Origin of the sequence: Flavobacterium sp. LC2016-13 (assembly GCF_009707955.1) — a bacterium.
In the GTDB taxonomy this organism is placed as follows: domain Bacteria; phylum Bacteroidota; class Bacteroidia; order Flavobacteriales; family Flavobacteriaceae; genus Flavobacterium.
In genome coordinates this window covers 41,385-62,239 of sequence record NZ_WMDQ01000006.1, presented here as the reverse complement: position 1 = coordinate 62,239, position 20,855 = coordinate 41,385, and the positions used below count along the sequence as shown (strand labels likewise).

19 protein-coding genes are annotated in these 20,855 nt (G+C 30.9%); all 19 read left to right on the top strand.

Translation table 11 applies throughout. The features are described 5' to 3' along the window. The first annotated feature begins 242 nt into the window (after positions 1-242). The 19 genes from GKZ86_RS13585 (at position 243) to GKZ86_RS13495 (ending at position 20,853) form a co-directional block, all read left to right on the top strand. A complete protein-coding gene (locus GKZ86_RS13585; RefSeq protein WP_228526588.1) occupies positions 243-2,051 on the top strand; it encodes a nucleoside-diphosphate sugar epimerase/dehydratase in 1,809 nt (602 codons plus the stop codon). Positions 2,052-2,274: 223 nt separating this feature from the next. After that, the gene (locus tag GKZ86_RS13580; protein ID WP_154783652.1) at positions 2,275-3,141 is read left to right on the top strand and encodes an ABC transporter permease; all 867 of its coding nucleotides are present in this window, start codon (positions 2,275-2,277) and stop codon (positions 3,139-3,141) included. A gap of 55 nt (positions 3,142-3,196) precedes the next feature. Then, positions 3,197-4,465, top strand: coding sequence for an ABC transporter ATP-binding protein (locus GKZ86_RS13575; RefSeq protein ID WP_154783651.1), 1,269 nt, complete (start codon positions 3,197-3,199; stop codon positions 4,463-4,465). Between the two features lies 1 nt (position 4,466). Next, positions 4,467-6,353, top strand: a complete 1,887-nt coding sequence (locus GKZ86_RS13570) for a DCC1-like thiol-disulfide oxidoreductase family protein (RefSeq protein ID WP_154783650.1) — start codon at positions 4,467-4,469, stop codon at positions 6,351-6,353. After that, entirely contained in the window at positions 6,343-7,461 is a 1,119-nt protein-coding gene (locus GKZ86_RS13565; RefSeq protein ID WP_154783649.1) for an acyltransferase, read from the top strand. The genes GKZ86_RS13570 and GKZ86_RS13565 overlap by 11 nt, the downstream gene beginning before the upstream one ends. Next, positions 7,458-8,294: an NAD(P)-dependent oxidoreductase gene (locus tag GKZ86_RS13560; protein ID WP_154783648.1), complete on the top strand. Its 837-nt coding sequence runs from the start codon at positions 7,458-7,460 to the stop codon at positions 8,292-8,294. Before GKZ86_RS13565 ends, GKZ86_RS13560 begins: the two co-directional genes overlap by 4 nt. After that, positions 8,279-9,256 (top strand): ATP-grasp domain-containing protein, encoded by a 978-nt coding sequence (locus GKZ86_RS13555; RefSeq protein ID WP_154783647.1) that lies wholly within the window; start codon positions 8,279-8,281, stop codon positions 9,254-9,256. Before GKZ86_RS13560 ends, GKZ86_RS13555 begins: the two co-directional genes overlap by 16 nt. Continuing rightward, a complete protein-coding gene (locus tag GKZ86_RS13550; protein ID WP_154783646.1) occupies positions 9,257-9,892 on the top strand; it encodes an HAD family hydrolase in 636 nt (211 codons plus the stop codon). Between the two features lies 1 nt (position 9,893). Further along, on the top strand, positions 9,894-10,523 hold the full coding sequence (locus GKZ86_RS13545) for an acetyltransferase (RefSeq protein ID WP_154783645.1): 630 nt from the start codon (positions 9,894-9,896) through the stop codon (positions 10,521-10,523). Further along, positions 10,523-11,656 carry a dTDP-4-amino-4,6-dideoxygalactose transaminase gene (gene rffA / locus GKZ86_RS13540; RefSeq protein ID WP_154783644.1) on the top strand — a complete coding sequence of 378 codons (1,134 nt, stop codon included), beginning with the start codon at positions 10,523-10,525 and terminating at the stop codon, positions 11,654-11,656. Before GKZ86_RS13545 ends, rffA begins: the two co-directional genes overlap by 1 nt. Then, positions 11,649-12,809 carry a hypothetical protein gene (locus GKZ86_RS13535; protein ID WP_154783643.1) on the top strand — a complete coding sequence of 387 codons (1,161 nt, stop codon included), beginning with the start codon at positions 11,649-11,651 and terminating at the stop codon, positions 12,807-12,809. Before rffA ends, GKZ86_RS13535 begins: the two co-directional genes overlap by 8 nt. Positions 12,810-12,811: 2 nt before the next feature. Beyond that, positions 12,812-13,750, top strand: a complete 939-nt coding sequence (locus tag GKZ86_RS13530; protein ID WP_154783642.1) for a glycosyltransferase — start codon at positions 12,812-12,814, stop codon at positions 13,748-13,750. After that, a complete protein-coding gene (locus GKZ86_RS13525) occupies positions 13,743-14,567 on the top strand; it encodes a glycosyltransferase family A protein (protein WP_154783641.1) in 825 nt (274 codons plus the stop codon). The genes GKZ86_RS13530 and GKZ86_RS13525 overlap by 8 nt, the downstream gene beginning before the upstream one ends. A 38-nt stretch (positions 14,568-14,605) precedes the next feature. After that, complete coding sequence (locus tag GKZ86_RS13520; RefSeq protein WP_154783640.1) at positions 14,606-15,739, top strand: glycoside hydrolase family 99-like domain-containing protein; 1,134 nt, start codon at positions 14,606-14,608, stop codon at positions 15,737-15,739. 5 nt (positions 15,740-15,744) lie between these two features. Next, positions 15,745-16,656 (top strand): glycosyltransferase family 2 protein, encoded by a 912-nt coding sequence (locus tag GKZ86_RS13515; protein WP_154783639.1) that lies wholly within the window; start codon positions 15,745-15,747, stop codon positions 16,654-16,656. A 4-nt stretch (positions 16,657-16,660) separates the two neighbouring features. After that, complete coding sequence (locus tag GKZ86_RS13510) at positions 16,661-17,557, top strand: glycosyltransferase family 2 protein (protein ID WP_154783638.1); 897 nt, start codon at positions 16,661-16,663, stop codon at positions 17,555-17,557. Next, positions 17,554-18,750: a hypothetical protein gene (locus tag GKZ86_RS13505; protein WP_154783637.1), complete on the top strand. Its 1,197-nt coding sequence runs from the start codon at positions 17,554-17,556 to the stop codon at positions 18,748-18,750. Before GKZ86_RS13510 ends, GKZ86_RS13505 begins: the two co-directional genes overlap by 4 nt. Positions 18,751-18,766: 16 nt before the next feature. Then, on the top strand, positions 18,767-19,669 hold the full coding sequence (locus GKZ86_RS13500; protein WP_154783636.1) for a glycosyltransferase family 2 protein: 903 nt from the start codon (positions 18,767-18,769) through the stop codon (positions 19,667-19,669). A gap of 176 nt (positions 19,670-19,845) precedes the next feature. Next, positions 19,846-20,853: a glycosyltransferase family A protein gene (locus tag GKZ86_RS13495; RefSeq protein WP_154783635.1), complete on the top strand. Its 1,008-nt coding sequence runs from the start codon at positions 19,846-19,848 to the stop codon at positions 20,851-20,853. Positions 20,854-20,855 lie beyond the last annotated feature (2 nt).

The following is a 20,855-nucleotide window of genomic DNA, read 5'->3' as shown; positions in this document are numbered from 1 at the left end:
AGCTTAATAACCTAACCTTTTAAAAACTTTAATTTGTATTTTTGTTATCATACAAAGTTTACAAAAACTAAACTAAACCAAAATTGAATCCAGAAGAATCAAATAAAATAAGATCTTTATTTCATAACTTTTTTTCACCAAGGAACTTAAGGGCTAATATAAACAACCTTAGTTATTTACCTAGGTGGATTATTGTTGCCATAGATGTAATGGTTCTTATTTTTTCTTTCACATTTACTTATATGTTGTTTGAAGGAACAGCATTAGGATATATTATCACATCACATAATTTTTCTTTTGTTTGTACTTTAATTTTTGTAAACGTATTTTTCTTTTGGCTATTTAGAACATATTCAGGAATTATTCGACATTCTTCTTATATAGATGCTATAAAACTGTTATTCTCACAAATGTCAGTTTTGGTGTTTTTCTTGTTTTTTAATTTAGTATTTGAATTATATGCAGGACATAAAGCTTTTTTAAATACAGCACTATTTATAAATTTAGTTTTATCCTTTTGTGGACTGTTCTTATATCGTGTAATCGTAAAACAAACTTTTGAACTGTATTTCTCTGAGAAAACAAGTACAAAGCTAATTAGAACAGTAATTTACGGAACTGACGCAAATGCTATATCAGTAGCGAATGCATTAAAGTTTGAAACTCCTTCCCGATTTAAAATAGTCGGATTTGTAGATAAGAATAATCAAAATGCATCCAAAAGAATGTTGGATTTGCCGATTTTGATTTTAAGAAAAAAATTACCTGCCTTAATGCGTTCTGTTGCTGCAGAAGGTATAATTATAGCCGATAAAAGTTTATCTAAAGATGAGCAATTAATTATTGTTGATCAATGTTTAGAATTCAATTATAGAGTTTATACAGTTCCATTGATTTCGGATTGGGAAAATCAAAAGGAAATTTCTCAAAAAGTAAAGAACATTCAAATTGAAGATTTACTGGAAAGAAAACCGATAGTTTTGGATAGTAAATCGATCTCAAAACAATTAAAAGACAAAACGATTCTGATAACTGGAGCTGCAGGATCAATAGGAAGTGAGATAGCAAGACAAGTACTAGGATTTAATCCTAAAAAGGTTATTATCTTAGATCATGCAGAAACTCCTTTACATAATTTGTGCTTAGAAACATTAAGCATGAATTCTCAAACAAATATTGTAGCTGTAATAGCTGACGTAAAGAGTAAAAAAGCATTAGATAAAGTTTTTAAAAATCATAATCCGCATGTAGTATTTCATGCTGCGGCATACAAACATGTTCCGTTGATGGAGGAGAATCCATCACAAGCAATTTTAACAAATATAAAAGGAACAAAGAATCTGGCTGATTTATCATGTAAATATTTTGTCAGGAAATTTGTTATGGTCTCAACAGATAAAGCTGTTAATCCTAGTAATGTTATGGGAGCCAGTAAACGAATTGCAGAGAAATATGTTCAGTCTTTATTCTTGAAAAACCAAAGAGAGAATGTTGAAAATGCTACAAAATTTATTACAACTCGATTTGGAAATGTTTTAGGTTCAAATGGATCCGTTGTTCCTTTGTTTACCAAACAAATTGCAGAAGGCGGTCCGGTAACAATAACGCATCAGGATATTATTCGTTATTTTATGACAATACCCGAAGCCTGTCAATTAGTTCTGGAAGCAGGTGCAATGGGAAATGGAGGCGAAATTTATATTTTTGACATGGGTAAACCCGTTAAAATAATTGATTTAGCTAAAAAGATGATCAAACTTGCTGGTTTTATTCCTGATAAAGAAATTAAAATAAAAATCGTTGGACTAAGACCTGGAGAAAAATTGTATGAAGAGTTATTAAATGATACTTCTAAAACATTACCAACTTATCATAATAAAATTATGATTGCTCAGGAAATACAAGACGAATACGAGAATTTGCATACAGAAATCGACGAACTTATCGGAATTGCAGATTTCTATGATAACGATGATATTGTTGCCAAAATGAAAAAAATAGTCCCTGAATTTAAAAGTATGAACTCGGCTTTTGAAGTTTTAGATAAATAGCTATTCATAGATTTAAATTTACAATCAAATAATTAGAAAGGTGTTTTTTTATAAAAACGCCTTTTTTGCTTTTTAAAACAATTCACAATCGGGTAAAAATCCTACTAATTTACCACATAAAAGATTTTGCAATAATAATGTATAAACAGTTAGGAAAATTGACCTTTATTTCTAATTTTGGGGCACAAATTATTACACCCCAAATTGTAATGAAAAACATAAAATGAACACTACAAATAATTCGAATGATTGGTTGTTTGAAATAACACCCAAAAATAAATTCTTCTCCCTCAACCTTAAAGAAGTTTGGCAATATCGTGATTTACTGTTTCTATTTGTAAAACGCGATGTTATTACCGTATATAAACAAACAGTATTAGGTCCGCTTTGGTATTTAATACAACCATTGTTTACTGCGATAACATTTACTATAATTTTTAATAACGTTGCAGGAATAAATACAGGAACAGTTCCTCCATTTTTATTCAACCTTGCCGGAATTACAGTTTGGAATTATTTTACTTCATGTCTTAACGGAACTTCAGATACTTTTAAGTCTAATGCAGCAATATTTGGTAAAGTATATTTCCCAAGAATTATTACACCACTATCTGTAGTAATTTCTAATTTAATCAAGTTCGGAATACAATTTTTTATTTTTATTGCTTTCTATTGCTATTACTACATAATCGGAAAAGACTTAAGCTTAAATGGTCTGGTTGTATTTTTTCCTCTGTTGATTATTGTTATGGGATTTCTTGGTTTAGGACTTGGAATGCTAATTTCTTCGGTGGTAACTAAATATCGTGATTTTAGTAATCTGTTAGGTTTCGGGATACAATTATTAATGTATTTATCTGCTGTAATGTATCCAATGGAATTAATAAAAGAGAAATTACCAAAGTTTGGCTGGTTAGTAGAATACAATCCATTAGCTTATACAATCGAAACTTCTCGTTATATGCTTCTTAATGTTGGAGGAATATCAGTTTTAGGGTTATGTTATACTTTTGTATTGACCGTTGCAGTATTTTTTATAGGACTTTTGGTTTTCAATAAAACGGAGAAAAGCTTTATTGATACCGTTTAATTTAGAATTCTGAAAGATTTTAAATAATTCATAACTAAAAAAATACAACTGAAAATTGAAAAAAGATATAATATTAAAAGCCGAAAATGTTTCTAAACAATATCGTTTAGGACAAGTAGGAACAGGTACTTTGGCTCACGATCTAAACAGATGGTGGCATCAGATACGTGGCAAAGAAAATCCGTATTTAAAAATAGGTGACGTTAATGATCGTTCTACAAAAGGAACTTCTGATTACGTTTGGGCATTGCAGAATATTAATTTTGAAGTAGAACGTGGAGAAGTTCTTGGAATCATTGGGAAAAATGGCGCAGGAAAATCAACTCTTTTAAAAATATTATCAAAAGTAACAGCGCCAACTACAGGAAGTATAAAATCGCGTGGGCGTATTGCTTCGCTTCTTGAAGTAGGAACCGGTTTTCACGGTGAAATGACCGGGCGTGAAAATATTTTCTTAAACGGCGCTATTCTCGGAATGACCAAAAAAGAAATCGCTTCTAAAATCGATGAGATTATAGAATTTTCGGGTTGTGAGCGCTACATCGATACTCCGGTAAAAAGATACAGTAGCGGTATGACAGTTCGTTTGGCATTTGCAGTAGCTGCTTTTCTGGAACCTGAAATTTTGGTTATAGATGAGGTTTTGGCCGTTGGTGATGCTGAATTTCAAAAGAAAGCTATTGGTAAAATGCAGGATATTTCTAAAGGTCAGGGGCGTACCGTTTTGTTTGTGAGCCACAATATGGCTGCAGTCGAAACATTATGTACAAGAGTTATCAGTATGCATAACGGAAGCATTTTTGGAGATGGTAGCCCTACAAAGATAATATCAGACTATTTGCAAAGCAGTTCTTTCTCTGAGCGTAAAATTAGTTTTGATTCTATAGAAAATGCAAAAGGAAACAAAGACATCAAAATCATGTATGCAGCTATAGAAAATGCTTCTACAACAGATAAAGATGAAATTATAGATGTTGCTTCCTTAATTGATTTTAGAATGAAAGTTGTAAATCAAACAGAGAACGAACGAATTTCAATCGGATTTGATTTACTAACGATAAAAGGCGATGTTGTCTTTGGTTCTGGTGGTAAATTTGATTGTCCTACAGGCGAGACTACAGATATAAGCTGTCAAATTCCGGCTAATTTCCTTAACGACGATGTTTACCAAATACATTGTTATTTCTTTACAGAAGATATGCGACCTTTATTTCATGATGAAGAATTACTAACTTTTGAGGTGAAGGATATAAAGCGCGAATCTGGATATTTAGGAAAAGTAAACGGAATGATTAGACCACAACTAGACTGGACTGTAAAATAATATGTTTAAAATATTTAATTTAAAAGTTAACGCAACAGGACTTTCGATATTCAGGATATTTTATTCTTTCGTTTTATTCTGTGAGCTCTTGCAATTATATAAATTCAGAAATATTATTTATGATAAAGTTCCATTTGTAAATACAGGGGAATTAGATGTTTCATTTATTTTTTATTTCTGGTTTCCGGTTGTTTTATTGATTCTTTTAGGATTGTGCACTCGTTTTGCTACAATCGTTAACTATATATTTTCAGTTATTATATTCAGTTCAGCGACACAGTTTGAATACCATGTTTTTTATGTTTACGTGGGCATAAACTTTTTGCTGATGTTTATGCCAATTTCGAGAGTTTTGTCATTAGATAACTTGCTGCAAAAACTTAAATTCTCTACCATTTATAAAAAATATGAGGTCGATAATAAAGTTTTGCAAATTAATTATTTAATTGTTGTCTTTATTGCAATTGGCTTGGTTTATATTGATTCTATTTTTTATAAGGTTTCCAGTAAAATGTGGATGGACGGTCTAGGCGTTTGGTTACCATCAAGTTTACCAATGGTGACTTGGAATGATACTTCTTTTTTACTAAATCAAGAATGGCTCGTTAAATTTTTAGGTTATTTAGTACTGGTTTTTGAAGCAAGTTTTATATTTATATTTTGGCTAAAAAAATGGAGATTTCCATTATTTATTTTAGGCGCCTTTTTTCACTTTGGTATTTTAATAGCTTATCCAATACCATTATTTGCCCTTACTTATATTTCAATATATTTGCTTTTAGTTCCAGTTTCTTTTTGGGGGAAAATAGCTCAAAAATTAAAATTCAAGAAACCAATTTATAATTTTTATTACGATTCAGAATGTCCTTTATGTCATAAAGTTGTAATAATTATAAATCATTTTGATATTTTTAATGCAATTAGTTGTCAAACTGTTCAGGATAATTATCTAACTAATGAGGTACTTAAAAAATTTGATCAGGAAGTTTTATTATTAAACATTCATGGTTTAAGCACAAATGGAAAAATATCAGTTGGATATTGGGCATATATCGAATTATTTAAATCATTATTATACACCTATCCTTTAGGGTTAATAGGAAGTTTGCCGGGTATTTCGTTTCTAGGTAAAAAATTGTATACGTATATTGCAGGGAATCGTCTTACTGAAAGATGTACGGTTGATAATTGTTCGATTCCGGTTTACAGCAAACCGATTACTGAAGATCAGGATTTTTTGATAAAAGGTTTGAACAGGTTAAGTATAACTCAATTTTTTTGGAAAGCAATAATTATTATTGTTGTATTTGGACAACTACTTATGATTTGGTTTACGCCAACTATTCAAGATCATTTTCCAAAAGTAAATTACATAAATAAAATAGCCAAAGTTTTTTATGAGCCAATGCAAGGCAGTTATAAAAGTTTTCTGGGATTAACACATCATCCTGTGTTTATGTATAACATTCATTTTAATAAATACAATCATATTTTTAAAATTGAAGGCATAACAGATAAGAATGAGAAAACATTAGTTCCTTTATTAGATAATGATGGCCTTGTAAAGAATAGTTACGCTAACGGAGCTTTATGGGTAAATTATACATTTAGAGTAAATCAACCTCAATTTGATTTAGAAAATTTTAAAACCGGAATAGTTCCCTATTTAAAATATTATCAAAAAACGAATAATAAACCTATTGTTGAGTACACTTTTTATGTAAAGGAAATAGTTACTCAGGAAAATTGGGAAAAAGATTTTCTTAAAAAACAAATCGCTAAACCTTGGGTAAAAGTAGGTACTTGTAAAATAGTAAAAGACTCGGCTGCTTTTTATTGGAATGATAAAATGCAAGCGATTTTGAAGAGTGAAGCTAATGCAAAATAAACTATTTTTTAGTGGTTTAAATGAGCTAAGAGCCTTTGCAGCCCTGGCTGTTGTTTTTCATCATATTGAATTATACAAACACCGTTTAGGAATAAGTTCGTTACTCGATGTTAGTGTAATAAAAAGTTTTATAGAAAATTTAGGTAAAAATGGAGTTTATCTGTTTTTTGTATTATCCGGATTTTTAATTACTTATCTATTATTAGAAGAAAAAATAGTTACAGGAAAAATTTCAGTTTCTAAGTTTTATGGTCGTAGGATTTTAAGAATATGGCCTTTGTATTTTATTATTTTAGGAGTTGGTTTCTTTCTATTACCCTTCATCTATAAATTGTTTCCACATTTTTTTGAAGCTCAAACATTTTATAATGAAAAGATTGAAAACTTAATATATGGCAAAAATTTGTTATTGTTTGTTTTCTTTTTCTCAAATGTAGCTTTACAAATTTTTGGCCCGGTTGCTGGTGCATCTCAATCCTGGAGCGTAAGTGTCGAAGAACAATTTTATTTTATATGGCCGTGGATAGTGAAGTTTTTTTCAAATATTTTATGGATTGTTTTGTTGCTGATAATCATTGTAATGACTGCAATTAATTATAAAATTAATTCTTTTGCCTCATTCCCTTATCTTCAGGCATTTCTATCTTCATTCAATATTGATTTTATGGCAATTGGAGGAGTTATAGCAATAATTTACAGAAATTATAAAGACGTTGTTCAAAAATTAATAACCAATAAATTTCTAATTGCATTAATCCTATTTTCAATATTGATTCATTTGTTTTTTGAAATCTCACACATAACTTTAGGATTAAGTTTCGGATTATTGATTTTATTGTTTATCGAAAATAAGGTAGAAATAAAATTGTTTTCAGTTCTGGGAAAATGGTCATACGGCATTTACATGTACCATCCATTAGTAATGTATTTTTCTTTTTCTCTGGTAGATCAAATGCATATTACATCTTTTATAGGAGCAAATTTGGCTTACTATATTCTAATTATCGGTATGACAGTTTTACTGAGTTACTTCTCATATAAATATATAGAATTGTATTTTCTAAAATTAAAACACAAAGTTTCACCAATCGTTAGTGGGAATTTATGAAAATACTAATTACAGGAATATACGGATTTTTGGGAACTCATTTAGCTAATAAGTTAGCTGAAAACCATACCGTTTTCGGATTATATAATACTGAAAAAGACGTTGTGTTTAAGAAAAATATAACCTGTTTTAATCAATTAGATTTGGTCGATATTGTGCCGGATGTCATAATTATGTGCCACGCAGCAGTATCTTCAGGAACAACAAATATTAACAAATCTGCATTAATTGAAACAAATGTGAATTTTACAAAAAAAATTGTTAAAAAATTCGCGACAATTAAAAGTATTTATGTTTCTTCGGTCTCGATTTTTGGCAACCAAAAAGAGGTTGTAAACGAACAGTCAATTCATAATCCGGAAACAGATTATGCGTTGTCAAAACTGTTTGGAGAGAACGAAGTAAGTCAAAATCCGGATTCAGTTATTATACGTTTTTCGTCATTATACGGAAACGGAATGAAAGAGAATACCTTAATACCCAACTATTGCAATCAGGCATTAGAGCATAAAACGATTCAGGTTTGGGGAAATGGAAGCAGATTTCAGAATTACATTCATATCAGCGATGCAGTACGTTTAATTGAAAAAACAATAGATTATAAATCGAAGATTAGTTTTCCTGTTTTGGGAGTTTCATCAAAAGAATATTCTAATGATGAAGTAGCAAAAATAATTTCAAAACAAACTAATTCAGCAATAGATTATATCAATCAGGATAATTCGCCGTCATTTCATTACAATAATAAAATGACTCAAAAAACGTTAGATTGGCAACCTGAAATCGAACTCGAAAAAGGTTTGAAACAATATTTAGAATGGAAAAAAAAGTAATTTTAGTTACCGGAACCGGCGGAAATGTCGGACAAGGCGTTTTACGAAATATAAAATCACTCGATCTTAATATTGTTGTAATAGGAACAGACATTGCTTCTTTTACAGCAGGAAATCATCTTTGCGATTTTACCTATCAGGTTCCTTATTCTTATGCTGAAAATTACATTGCTACAATTCAAAACATTGTCGAAAAAGAGAAAGTCGATTTAATTATTCCCACAACAGATTACGAAATTTATTATCTCGCACTACATCAGGCTGATCTAAAAGCAAAAGTTGTGGCAAGCAACCACGAAACGGCAAAAATATATCTCGATAAATATTTAACCTTTCAGCATCATAAATCATTAAATATTCCGTTTTCACAATCATGGTTGCCAAGCGAGTTTAAAAATGAAATAAATGATATAATCGTAAAACCACGTGAAGGAAGAGGATCAAGAGGAATTCACCTAAATCCCGAAAACCCAAAAAGCTTTTCAGATGATTTTATGATTCAGCCATTGCATAAAGGCATTGAAATTACAACCGCTTTCTACGTTAAAAAAGACGGCAGTCTGCACGGCTTGTTTACAATGCAAAGAGAATTAAGCAATGGAGCAACTTCAAAATCGCAAACCACAAGATTATACGACGATCAATTAAGAAATATCATCGAAAAAATGATTCAGGTAAAAGGATTAGTCGGAAGCATAAATTTACAATCGATAGTAACTTCTAAAGGAGAAATTATTCCCTTTGAAGTAAACTGCAGAATTTCAGGAACAAATTCGATAAGACACAATTTAGGATTTCAGGATGTAAAATATACCATTCAGGAATATTTACTAAATCAAGAGCCGGACGAAGTAAAAACGATTGACGGAATTGCTGTAAGATTGTTGTACGACGTTATATATCCTAATGCAGAAAATGAAGCAGATTTAAATAATAATAAATCTCAACATATAATTTATTAAATGAAGTATTTATTATTAGACGTTGCAGGAACTATTTTGTACAAACCCGAATTAGTTACAAAAATAAACGAAACCCTAAACAGTTTCGGGCATGTTATTGCTGTGGATAAACTTAAATACAATCATAAAGTATTATCAGAAGTAATTAAATTTCCGGATAGAACAAATGCTGATTTTTACACTAGTTTTAATGCAGAATTGCTTTATTCCTTAGGAATTGTTCCGAATGAAGAATTACTAAACGCCATTTTTAAATCGTGTTCATATTTACCATGGGAAAAATTTGAAGACACAAAAGTGCTGAATGAAATTGAAATCCCAATTGGAATCATTTCTAATTTTAATTCTTCACTAAAAGATAAATTGAACGAATATTTTGGACCCATTTTTTCAGATATTTTTGTTTCTGAAGAAATTGGAATTTCAAAACCATCAACAGAATTCTACAAAAAAGCACTCGATAAAATAAATATAAATCCAAAAGACATTTTATACATCGGAGATTCTTTTAAGTTAGATTTAAAACCCGCGCGTGAATTGGGAATTACTTCTTATGTAATTGACAGAGATAACATTTATCCTGACAATGCCAATATAATAAGATCGCTTTCAGAATTAAAAAAACTGATTAACTAATATGAAAACATTAGCTATCATTGGTTCAGGAGATTTAGGACAGCAATTGGCGCATTATGCCTTGTCTGATATTCATTATAGTAATGTGGTGTTTTTTGATGATTTTTCTACAGAAAAAACAGTAAACGATATTCCCGTAATAGGCAAAACAACAGATGTTGAAAAAGCTTTTGAATTGAAACAATTTGATGAATTGTTAATTGGAATTGGATACAAACATCTGGAAGAAAAGAAAAAAATATTCGAAAAATTTCAAACAAAAATTCCTTTTGGCAGAATTATACATTCAACCGCTTTAGTAGATTCAACCGCAATAATAGAAAGAGGCGCAGTAATTTATCCCGGTTGCATCATTGATGCTCAGGCAGTCATTAAAGAAAATGCAGTTTTGAATATCGGCTGCACAATCGCGCACGATACCATTATCGGAAGCCATTCTTTTTTATCGCCAAGAGTTGCCGTTGCAGGATTTACAACAATCGAAGAACAATGTTTTTTAGGAATAAATTCGACAATAATAGATAATATAAATATTACAGCTAAAACCCAAATAGGAGCTGGATCGCTAGTCATAAAATCAATAGATAAAAAAGGTTTATATGCAGGCAGTCCGGTACGATTTATACGATAATGATAAATTTTAATAAACCATATTTAACAGGTAAAGAAACCCAATATATTGAGGATGCAGTAGCTTCCGGAAAAATATCAGGAAATGGAAAGTACACGCAATTGTGCCAGCAGTTTTTTGAACAAAAGTATGGTTTCGGAAAATGTTTATTGACAACATCTTGTACTGATGCATTAGAAATGGCCGCTATTTTAATAAATATCGAGCCTGGAGACGAAGTTATAATGCCGTCATACACTTTTGTTTCAACTTCAAACGCTTTTGTGTTAAGAGGCGCAAAAATCATTTTTGCAGATTCTAATCAAGAAAATCCAAATATAGACGCCAGTAAACTAGAAGCTTTAATTACGCCTAAAACAAAAGCCATAGTTCCCGTACATTACGCAGGTACAGCTTGTGATATGGATACTATAATGGAATTGGCCAATCGATATAATTTATTTGTTGTAGAAGATGCTGCCCAGGCCGTAGACAGTTTTTATACCGGAAAAGACGGAGTTAAAAAAGCTTTGGGATCTATTGGTCATTTAGCGGCTTTTTCGTTTCATGAAACCAAAAATATTATTTCCGGAGAAGGCGGAATGTTAGCCATTAATGACATGCAATTTGCCAATCGTGCCGAAATTATCTGGGAAAAAGGAACAAATCGTTCTGCCTTTTTTAGAGGAGAAATAGATAAATACGGTTGGGTTGATATAGGTTCATCATTTTTACCTTCTGAAGTTATTGCTGCTTTTCTTTGGGCTCAAATCGAGCATTTAGATGAGATTCAGGATAAAAGAAAACATATCTGGAATCAATATTATAACGGATTAAAAGAAACTGCAGCACAGCAAAACTTTAGATTACCGCAAATACCGGAATATGCTACAAATAATGCACACATGTTTTATTTGGTTTTTGAAACCTTAGAAAAAAGAAACGAATGTATTGCCCGCTTAAAAAATAATGGAATTCATGCCGTATTTCATTATTTAAGTTTGCATAAAAGTCCATTTTATACCGATAAACATTCAGGCGGAGATTTGCCTTTAACAGATCATTATTCAGATACATTATTGCGACTTCCGTTTTATTATGAATTGTCGAATGGTGATGTTGAACTTATTTTAAAAGTTTTAAAAAATGAATAAGCTCAACGTATTATTTGTTGTTGGTGCATTGCATAAAGCAGGTGCAGAACGCTTTGCTTATGAAATAGATTTAGCTTTAAATAAAGAAAAATTTAAAACATCAATCTTGTGTTTACAGCAAGAACAGCATACATCTGCCACATGGAGCAGCAGATATTATGAAGATAAACATAAAGCTATCGGTACAAATATTCTTTATATCGATGCGTTTTTAGAAAGTCATAAAACGACCAGATTAGAACGCATCTTTCATAAATTGACAAAAAGGAAATTTAAGAAAGCAAAAGAAAAATACAAAAGCAACCTGATTTCTTATTTAAATGAATTTGACGTAATTCATTGGATGGGAGAATATACCTTCATTCATCAGGTTCCAACAGCAATTAAAAAGAAAAGTTTAATTCATTCTATGTGCGCTAAATTTCAGGTGCCGGCATTATATGATGAATATGATTTTGAATATCCTTACCAGTTTATTTCCGGATTTCATAACGAAGAAATAAAATTTGAATACAGTCAGTTTAAAAATATTTCACATACTTATTTTCCTTTGGCGCTTAAAATGCATCAAAATGAAAACAAATGGAAATACGTTTCAAGCGAAACTAAAAAAATAGGAATATTTACAAGATTAGATAAAAACAAACCGCTCGATCCTTTTTTCTACGCCTTTCATTTGCTTTTAGATACAATTCCAAACTGCGAATTGCATGTTTTTGGAAACGGCGATCCTAAAGCAGAAGGAATGATTGCTTACCTGGACAGACTTGGCATTGTAGATAAAGTGATTTTTAGAGGACATCAGGAAGATATTGTAGTAACAGCAACGACTGAACATCTCGATTTATCATGGTTTCAAGGCTATAATAATCGTACACCGGCAGGTTTTGCAGGTCTCGATATTTGTTTAACCGGAACACCTTTAGTTTGTTGGGATTTTTACTCAAAACCATTAGATTTTTTTAATGGCGTTTATCCACACTTTAAAAATTTAAATCAATTTGTAAATTTTAGTTCAGCCATTTTAAACAATAAAAATGATGCTGAAGAATTATCGAATGCACAATTTCAGGATGTATTGCAAAATCGTGATATGGATAAATTGATTCCCGAAGTAGAAGAATTATACGTAAAAATATCCCAAATAAAATAAAAATGTCAGATCAGGATATTTTAATAAGTATAATAATGCCGGCGTATAATGCTGAAAATTATATCAGTGATTCGATCAATTCGGTTATTGCACAAACGTATCATAACTGGGAATTAATTATTGTAGATGATGGTTCTGTTGATAATACTTCTCAAATCGTAAAAGAGTGGGAGCTAAAAGACAATCGAATTCAATATTATTACCAACAAAACGGCAAACAAGGAAAAGCAAGAAATCTGGGAATTTCAAAATCAAAAGGAATTTACCTTGCATTTCTTGATGCAGACGATTTATGGCTGCCGGAAAAGCTCGATATTCAAATAAAAGCCATTCAGGAAAAAAATGTAGATTTAGTTTTTGCTGATTCTTATATTTTTAATGATAATGAAACAGAAGATATTTCTAAAAAAATGAATATTTCAACTTCAGTTTTTTATGATAAAAATGCTTTAAACTTGTTTTTAGATTGGAACAGAATTCCAATTTTGACCGTTTTGGTAAAAAAAGATAAAGTAATAAATGTTGGCGCTTTTTCAGAAGAATTAGAAATTCAAAACGTCGAAGATTATCATCTTTGGCTAAAACTGCTCATGGCGGGCAATATATTTTATGCCTTAGATTATACATTAGCCAAATACAGAGTTCATGGCAATTCGGCAACATCAAGCGATAAATTAGTATTAGATAAAATTCCAAACATCTTTTTTAGTTTGTCACAACTTTATCCGGAATGCAAAAAGCAAATCCAACAGGAGTTGAAATTAAGATTCAATTTTATTTATAAAAATAATCTTTTTACAAAACCCGAATTATCGGTTTGGATAAACAAGAACACAAAATACTTATCAAAATCGCAAATGCGTTATTTCTATTTATTTTTGAATTTTCTGTTACCAACAAAAGTCACAAAAAGATCCTTAATCTATATATTAAATGCCTAAGATTTCTATAATAGTTCCTTGTTATAATCAAGCTCAGTATTTAGACGAAGCTTTGCAATCTGTAGCGAATCAAACCTATGAAAACTGGGAATGCATAATCGTAAACGATGGCAGCACAGATAATACCGGTGAAACGGCAAAAGGATGGATTGAAAAAGACAAGCGATTTAGTTATTTGCTTCTTGAAAACGGCGGATTAAGCAATGCCCGTAATTCAGGAATTTCTAAAGCAATTGGAGAATTTATATTGCCACTTGATGCAGATGATAAAATAGCATCAGATTATGTAGCATCAGCGCTTGACGCTTTTGAAAAAGACAATACATTGAAAGTCGTTTATTGCAAAGCCGAAAGATTTGGCGAAGAAACAGGAATTTGGAATCTGCCTTCTTTTTCTCTTTATAATCTGGCGCAAAAAAACATGATTTTCTGTTCTGCTTTCTTTAGAAAAAAAGATTGGGAACTTGTTGGAGGATACGATCCCGGAATGATTTACGGTTGGGAAGACTGGGAATTCTGGATCGCTATTTTAAAAAATGGAGGCAATGTAAAATGCTTAGATCAGGTTGGTTTTTATTATAGAATAAAATCAAAATCAATGCTAAATCAGGTAAATCAAGATCATTCAGCTTATTTACAAGAATATGTAAGTATTAAACATGCCGATTTTTTTGTGAAGACTTTTGGTTCTTTTGCATTCCTGAACACCCAACGCGATGATCTTAAAAAGGAATATGAAGCCAAACTAAAAAGCGAAAAATTTGTTATAAACCTGTTTTGTAAAACTTTTTTCGGTTTTAAAATATTTAAAAAATAGATCCCAAATCTTATCAAATACTATTTAGAAATTGCAAAATGAGTCTACATAAAAATAATCCAATTCAGTTTTTAGCCTATTATTTGCCCCAATATCATCCGATACCGGAAAATGATCTTTGGTGGGGAAAAGGTTTTACAGAATGGACAAATGTTGCAAAATCAAAACCTTTATTTAAAGGACATCACCAGCCGGTTTTGCCCGGAGAACTGGGTTTTTATGATTTAAGAGTTCCACAAGTTCAGGAACAGCAAGCACAATTGGCCAAAGAATATGGTATTGACGGTTTTGTATATTATCAATATTGGTTTGGAAAAGATAAAATGCTGCTCGAAAAACCGGCAGAAACAATGCTGCAGAATAAAAATATTAATTTACCGTTTTGCTTTTGCTGGGCAAATGAAACCTGGAAAGGAATCTGGCACGGACTTGAAAATGCAGAAGTTTTAATAGAACAAACCTACGAAGGAGAAGAAGCATATAAATCTTATTTTGATTATTTATTGCCGTTTTTTAAAGATGAGCGTTACATCAAAATAGATAACAAACCAATGTTTCATATCTATAAACCGGATGAAATTCCGGATGTAGATCTTTTCCTGAAATTGTTTAACGATTTGGCCGTAGCAAATGGTTTTAGCGGAATTCATTTTATTGCCACAATATGTTCAGAAGAATTTGTTCTGAGCAAAGATGAAATATATGGAAAAGTGGGCGTTGACGTTTTTATGCAAATGCGTTACGGATCGCAAAACGAGAATTTCTCGGCAAAAGTCAATCGAAAAATAAAAAAGATCATCAGCAAAAAACTGAAGATTAATTATCAAATCGATAAAAGAGTAAAGCCTTTAATATTTGATTATAAAAAAGGAGTAGAAAGATTAAACAGCAAACTGCACAATAAAAAGTCAATACCCTGCGTGTTTCCAAATTGGGATAATGCTGCGCGAAGTGGCAAAAAAGCCATGATTTTTAAAAATTCAACGCCACAAATCTGGCAGGAACATTTACAAAAAGCAGTTGATAGTTTAACGGAAAGCAAAGAGAATCCTCAATTTGTAATCATAAAATCATGGAACGAATGGGCAGAAGGAAACCATTTAGAACCCGATGCTAAATTTGGACATCAATGGCTTCAGGCCGTAAAAAATGTAAAACAAAAACTAGGATAATTGTAATGCAAAAAAGCCAGTTGATTTCTATTATAATCCCATGTTATAGTCAGGCAGCGTTTCTCGATGAAACATTGTCTTCAGTGCTTGCGCAGACTTATCAAAATTGGGAATGTCTTATTCTTAATGACGGAAGTCCGGATAATACAGAAGAAATTGCCCAAAAATGGGTCGAAAAAGACAGCAGGTTTAAGTATTTTTTCAAACAAAATAGCGGCGTTAGCAGCACCAGAAATTTTGGATTAGAAAAAGCAACCGGTGAATATATACAGTTTCTAGATGCAGATGATGTACTTTTTGATACAAAACTGGAATTATCATTACAAGCGATTCAAAATGCTGTAAATGAAGATATTCAAATTGTATTTACGAATTTTAAAATGTTTACCAATAATGCGAAAATAACAACCGAACCTTATTGCGCTTTTCAACAAGAACTGTTTACATACGAAAACCTATTATACAAATGGAATGATGGATTTTCAATTCCAATACAAACCGCATTTATAAAATCATCATTATTGCAAAATATTCGTTTTCCGGAGCACATGACAGCGCAGGAAGACTGGATTTTTTGGGTTAATTTATTTAAAAGCAATCCAAAAGTGCTATTTATAGACCAAACTCTTGCCTTATATCGCGTGAATATGGCCAGCAGAACAATGAGTCGGGATATGCTTGAAGATCAATTAAAAGCGTACGAGTATTTTAGAAATTTTCTTAATGAAGAAGACTTTCATAAAATGTCAGTGGTTTTGATTTCCAGATATTATAAAAAAAGTTCTTATTTCATCACAAAATATAACGACACAAAAAATTCAAACACGTATAAAATTGGGAATTTGATTAAAAAAAGCTTGCGAAAACTACATGTTTTAAACTTGTCAAAATCAATATTAAGAAAATTAAAATTCTAGTTACATGCTTGCAATCGTAATTCCGTATTATAAACTTACTTTTTTCGAAGAAACACTTGAATCTTTAGCACTTCAAACCAATCAAGCTTTTAAAGTCTATATTGGAGACGACGCAAGCCCGCAAGATCCGCAAGATTTACTCGAAAAATACGCTTCAAAAATTAATTTTAAATACCATAAATTCGAAACAAATTTAGGCGGAATATCGTTAGTGAAACAATGGGAACGCTGTATGAAATTAGCTTCTGACGAAGAATGGATGATGATTTTAGGAGATGACGATGTTCTCGAAAATAATTGTATTGCCGCTTTCTATGAAAATTTAGAAGAAATCGAAAAGGGTGAAATTAAAACCGTAAGATTTGCATCAAAAGTAATCAACGGCAAAGGAGAATTTCTCTCAGAAAAATTTTCTCATCCGAAAACAGAAAAAGCAACAGAATTTTTAAGCCGAAAATTGAAAGGCGGAACAAGAAGTTCTTTAAGCGAATATATTTTTAAAAGTAAAAATATAGAAACCATAAAGTTTAAAGATTTTCCATTGGCCTGGAATACCGATTTATTAGCGGTTTTGGAATTTTCCGAATGGAAAAACATTTTTACGATTAATGAAGCCGAAGTTTTTTTTAGATGGAGCGAACTGAATATCACCGGCAAAAAAGATGATTTTATCACTAAAAATAACGCCACTTTTCAGTTTTACTATTATTTGCTTGCCAAACAATCAAATAGATTTCAGAAAGAATTTATCAATATTCTTTTCGAAAAGCTTGAAAAAACCATCTTAGACAACAAGAAAAATAGTATTTACTGGATAAAATTATTTTATCTGTACCTGAAATTTTTAAAGATAAATCGATTTTTAAGTTTAGGTTCAAAAATAAAAAAAAGCATAAAATGAAGATTTTAGTCATTGCACAAGATTTAAGAGTTTCCGGTACGAGCGAAGGTGTTGTATCAAGATCTTTTATTGTAAGATTAAGAAAATTGTATCCGGAAGCAACCATTGATGTTTGCTATTTTATGGGATACAAACATGAATATGATAAAGAATTATTGAACGTAAATTCGATTTCAGAACATACAATAAACAGAAAACCGCCATTTCATATTAAATGGTCAAACGCTATTTACAGACGTTTGTTTACCAAATCGATTTATAAAACGTATTATTTCGGGCAATTTAAAAAAGTTATTGCCCAAATTCCATATCAGGATTACGATCAGGTTTTTATAAGAAGTTCAGGCTTAGAATATGAAACTATTTTGGCTTGTAAAGATTTGCCAATTCTTAGAAATGCCATTATTAATTTTCATGATCCGTATCCGTTTTTCTTTGATACAAGTTCAAGCAAAGATTTGACAAAACGCGAACTCCTTGATTTTCAGGAAATGTATGAAGTCGTGCAATTGGCTAAAGCCTGCACAACGCCATCATCGTTGCTTTCTAAAGATTTGCAGGTGATTTATGGCAATCGCAAAAAGTTTTACACTTTGCCACATCAATATGATGCAAACTCTTTTGATTTATCTGATAATGCTTTAGTTCGAAAAAAAGAAAAAACTATTTCATTTTCTTACCACGGCGGATTGCAGTTTGGGAGAAATCTTGATATTTTATTAGATGCTTTTGCTGAATTGTGCGATGAAAATCAAAATGTTTATGAAAACACAGAAATGGTTTTTAGGTTGAAAAGCTCTGAAAATAAACGCCTGACAGAAAAATACAGTAAGTACAAAAACATTCATATTCTCGACGGATTGAATTTTTCTAACTCGGCAAACGAACAAATAGAAGAATCAGATATAACGCTAATACTCGAAAGCTATTTAGAATACAGCAATATTTTGTTAGGAAAAGCACCTTTTGTAGCGTCATTAAACAAACCGGTTTTTGCATTATTGCCTCAGGAATGTGAGTTGAGAAAAATAATTAAAAACGAAAATTATATTGCAACCTCTAATAACTCAAAAGAGATAAAAGAAAAGCTGCACAATCTTATTACGAACTTTTCGAATGCATCGTCAGAGAATCCTTTTCAGGATTATTTTTCATTAGAACAATTCAAAAATAAGTTAGAAATAATTAATTAGAACATACCGTTTTTAGATGCTTGCAATAGTTATTCCGTATTATAAATTAACATTCTTTGAGGAAACTCTAAAGTCTTTAAAAGCGCAAACCAATCAAAGGTTTAAAGTTTATATTGGCGATGATGCAAGTCCTGAAAATCCAAATCAGTTATTAGAAAAATACCACGAAAGCTTTGATTTTCTATACCATCGTTTTGAGGAGAATTTAGGCGGAACAAGTTTAACCAAACAATGGGAACGCTGCATAAAATTAACCAAAGACGAAAAATGGTTAATGATATTAGGAGATGACGACGTTTTAGACACGAATGTCGTAGAAGAATTTTATAATAACCTGAATGAAGTCGAAAGCGGAAATATCTCCGTAATTCGATTTTCAACCGTAAAAATGGATGAAAACAGTCAAATAACGACAGACGTTTATCAGCATCCAAAAGTGGAAGAAACAATCGATTTTTTGTTCCGAAAAACAAGAACATCATTAAGCGAATATATTTTTTTAAAAGCAAAAGTTGTAGAAATCGGATTCAAAAACTTTCCGTTAGCTTGGTTTTCAGATGTTTTGGCGATAGTCGAATTTTCAGATTTCAAAAGAATTTTTACCATTAATACAGCCATTCTAAAAATTAGAATTTCAAATATAAGTATATCAGGAAATCAGGATAATGTAAAACTAAAATCGAAAGCAACATTCGAATATTACCATTATTTAATAGTCAATAAAAGCAGATATTTCAATAACGAACAAAGGAAAATTCTTTTGCTTAAATTGGGTAAAAGCTATATTAACGATAAAAAAAATGTAGGTTACTTTTTTAAAATCTCAAAAATATATTGGTCTGATTTTTTAATTAGCGATTATTTCGAATTTATAAAATCAGTAATTAAGGCCTTTAAAACTCGTAAAAAAAATATTTAACACATAGAAACATAGTTTTTTTGTTGTTTGAAAAAAGAGCAAAAAAGAAACTAGTTTCTAAACATAGCTATGTGAATTAATGCAAGTGAAACGTCTTTTTATGCGTAAAGAATCTATGTTACTATGTGTTAAAATTAACTAATGCAACGAGCTACAATTAATAATTATTAAAAAAAATGAGAGTAGGATATAATCCACATAAAGACGAAGTATTATCGAAATCAGAATATCTGCATCAAATTATTATTCCTGTTTTTATACCACATCAGGAAGAATATTTTAAAGATAGTTTTGCGATTTTAAAATTATGCCTCGAATCTTTATTTGCAACCATTCACGATAAAACGTTTATAACAATTGTTAATAACGGAAGCGATAGCATTATTGTAAATTATCTTGATTCGCTCTTAAAAGAAAATAAAATTCAGGAACTTATTCATACCCAAAACATAGGAAAACTAAATGCGATTCTTAAAGGTTTGGCCGGAAACAATATAGAATTAGTAACCATTTCAGATTCAGATGTGTTGTTTTTAACCGATTGGCAAAAGGAAACGGTAAATGTTTTTCAAGCCGTCCCAAAAGCCGGAGTTGTGGGCATTGTGCCGCAGTTTAAAATGTATGAAAGCAATTGTGGCAATCTATTATTTGACACATTATTAAGTTCAAAACTTCAATTTATTCCCGTAAAAAACCAAGAGGGCTTAGTCAGGTTTTACGATAGTTTAGGTTGGGCGAGAGATTATAATCAGGATTATTTAAAATATAATTTAGGATTAAAATTAAACGAAAACCAAAGTATTCTTGTAGGTTCAGGTCATTTTGTAGCCACTTATAAAAAAGATATTTTTGAAGAAATAACAAGTTATATCGAGTTTAAAATGGGCGGATCGAGTGAAGAATATTTGGACAAAGCCCCGCTTAGAAAAGATTATTGGCGCGTAACAACATTAGATAATTACGCTTTTCACATGGGGAATACGCTGGAAGAATGGATGACAATTCCTCAGGTTGCAGAAATAAATACAGAACCGGCTTACGGTTTTAGTAAAAATAAAAAAGCCAATAGTTTTATATATTGGCTAAAAAACAGACTTTTTGTAAAGTTTATTTCGATAAAAATACTAGTAAAGTTGTTTTTGAAATGGAAAAAATTACCAAAAGAAATGATCTCAAAATATTAAGC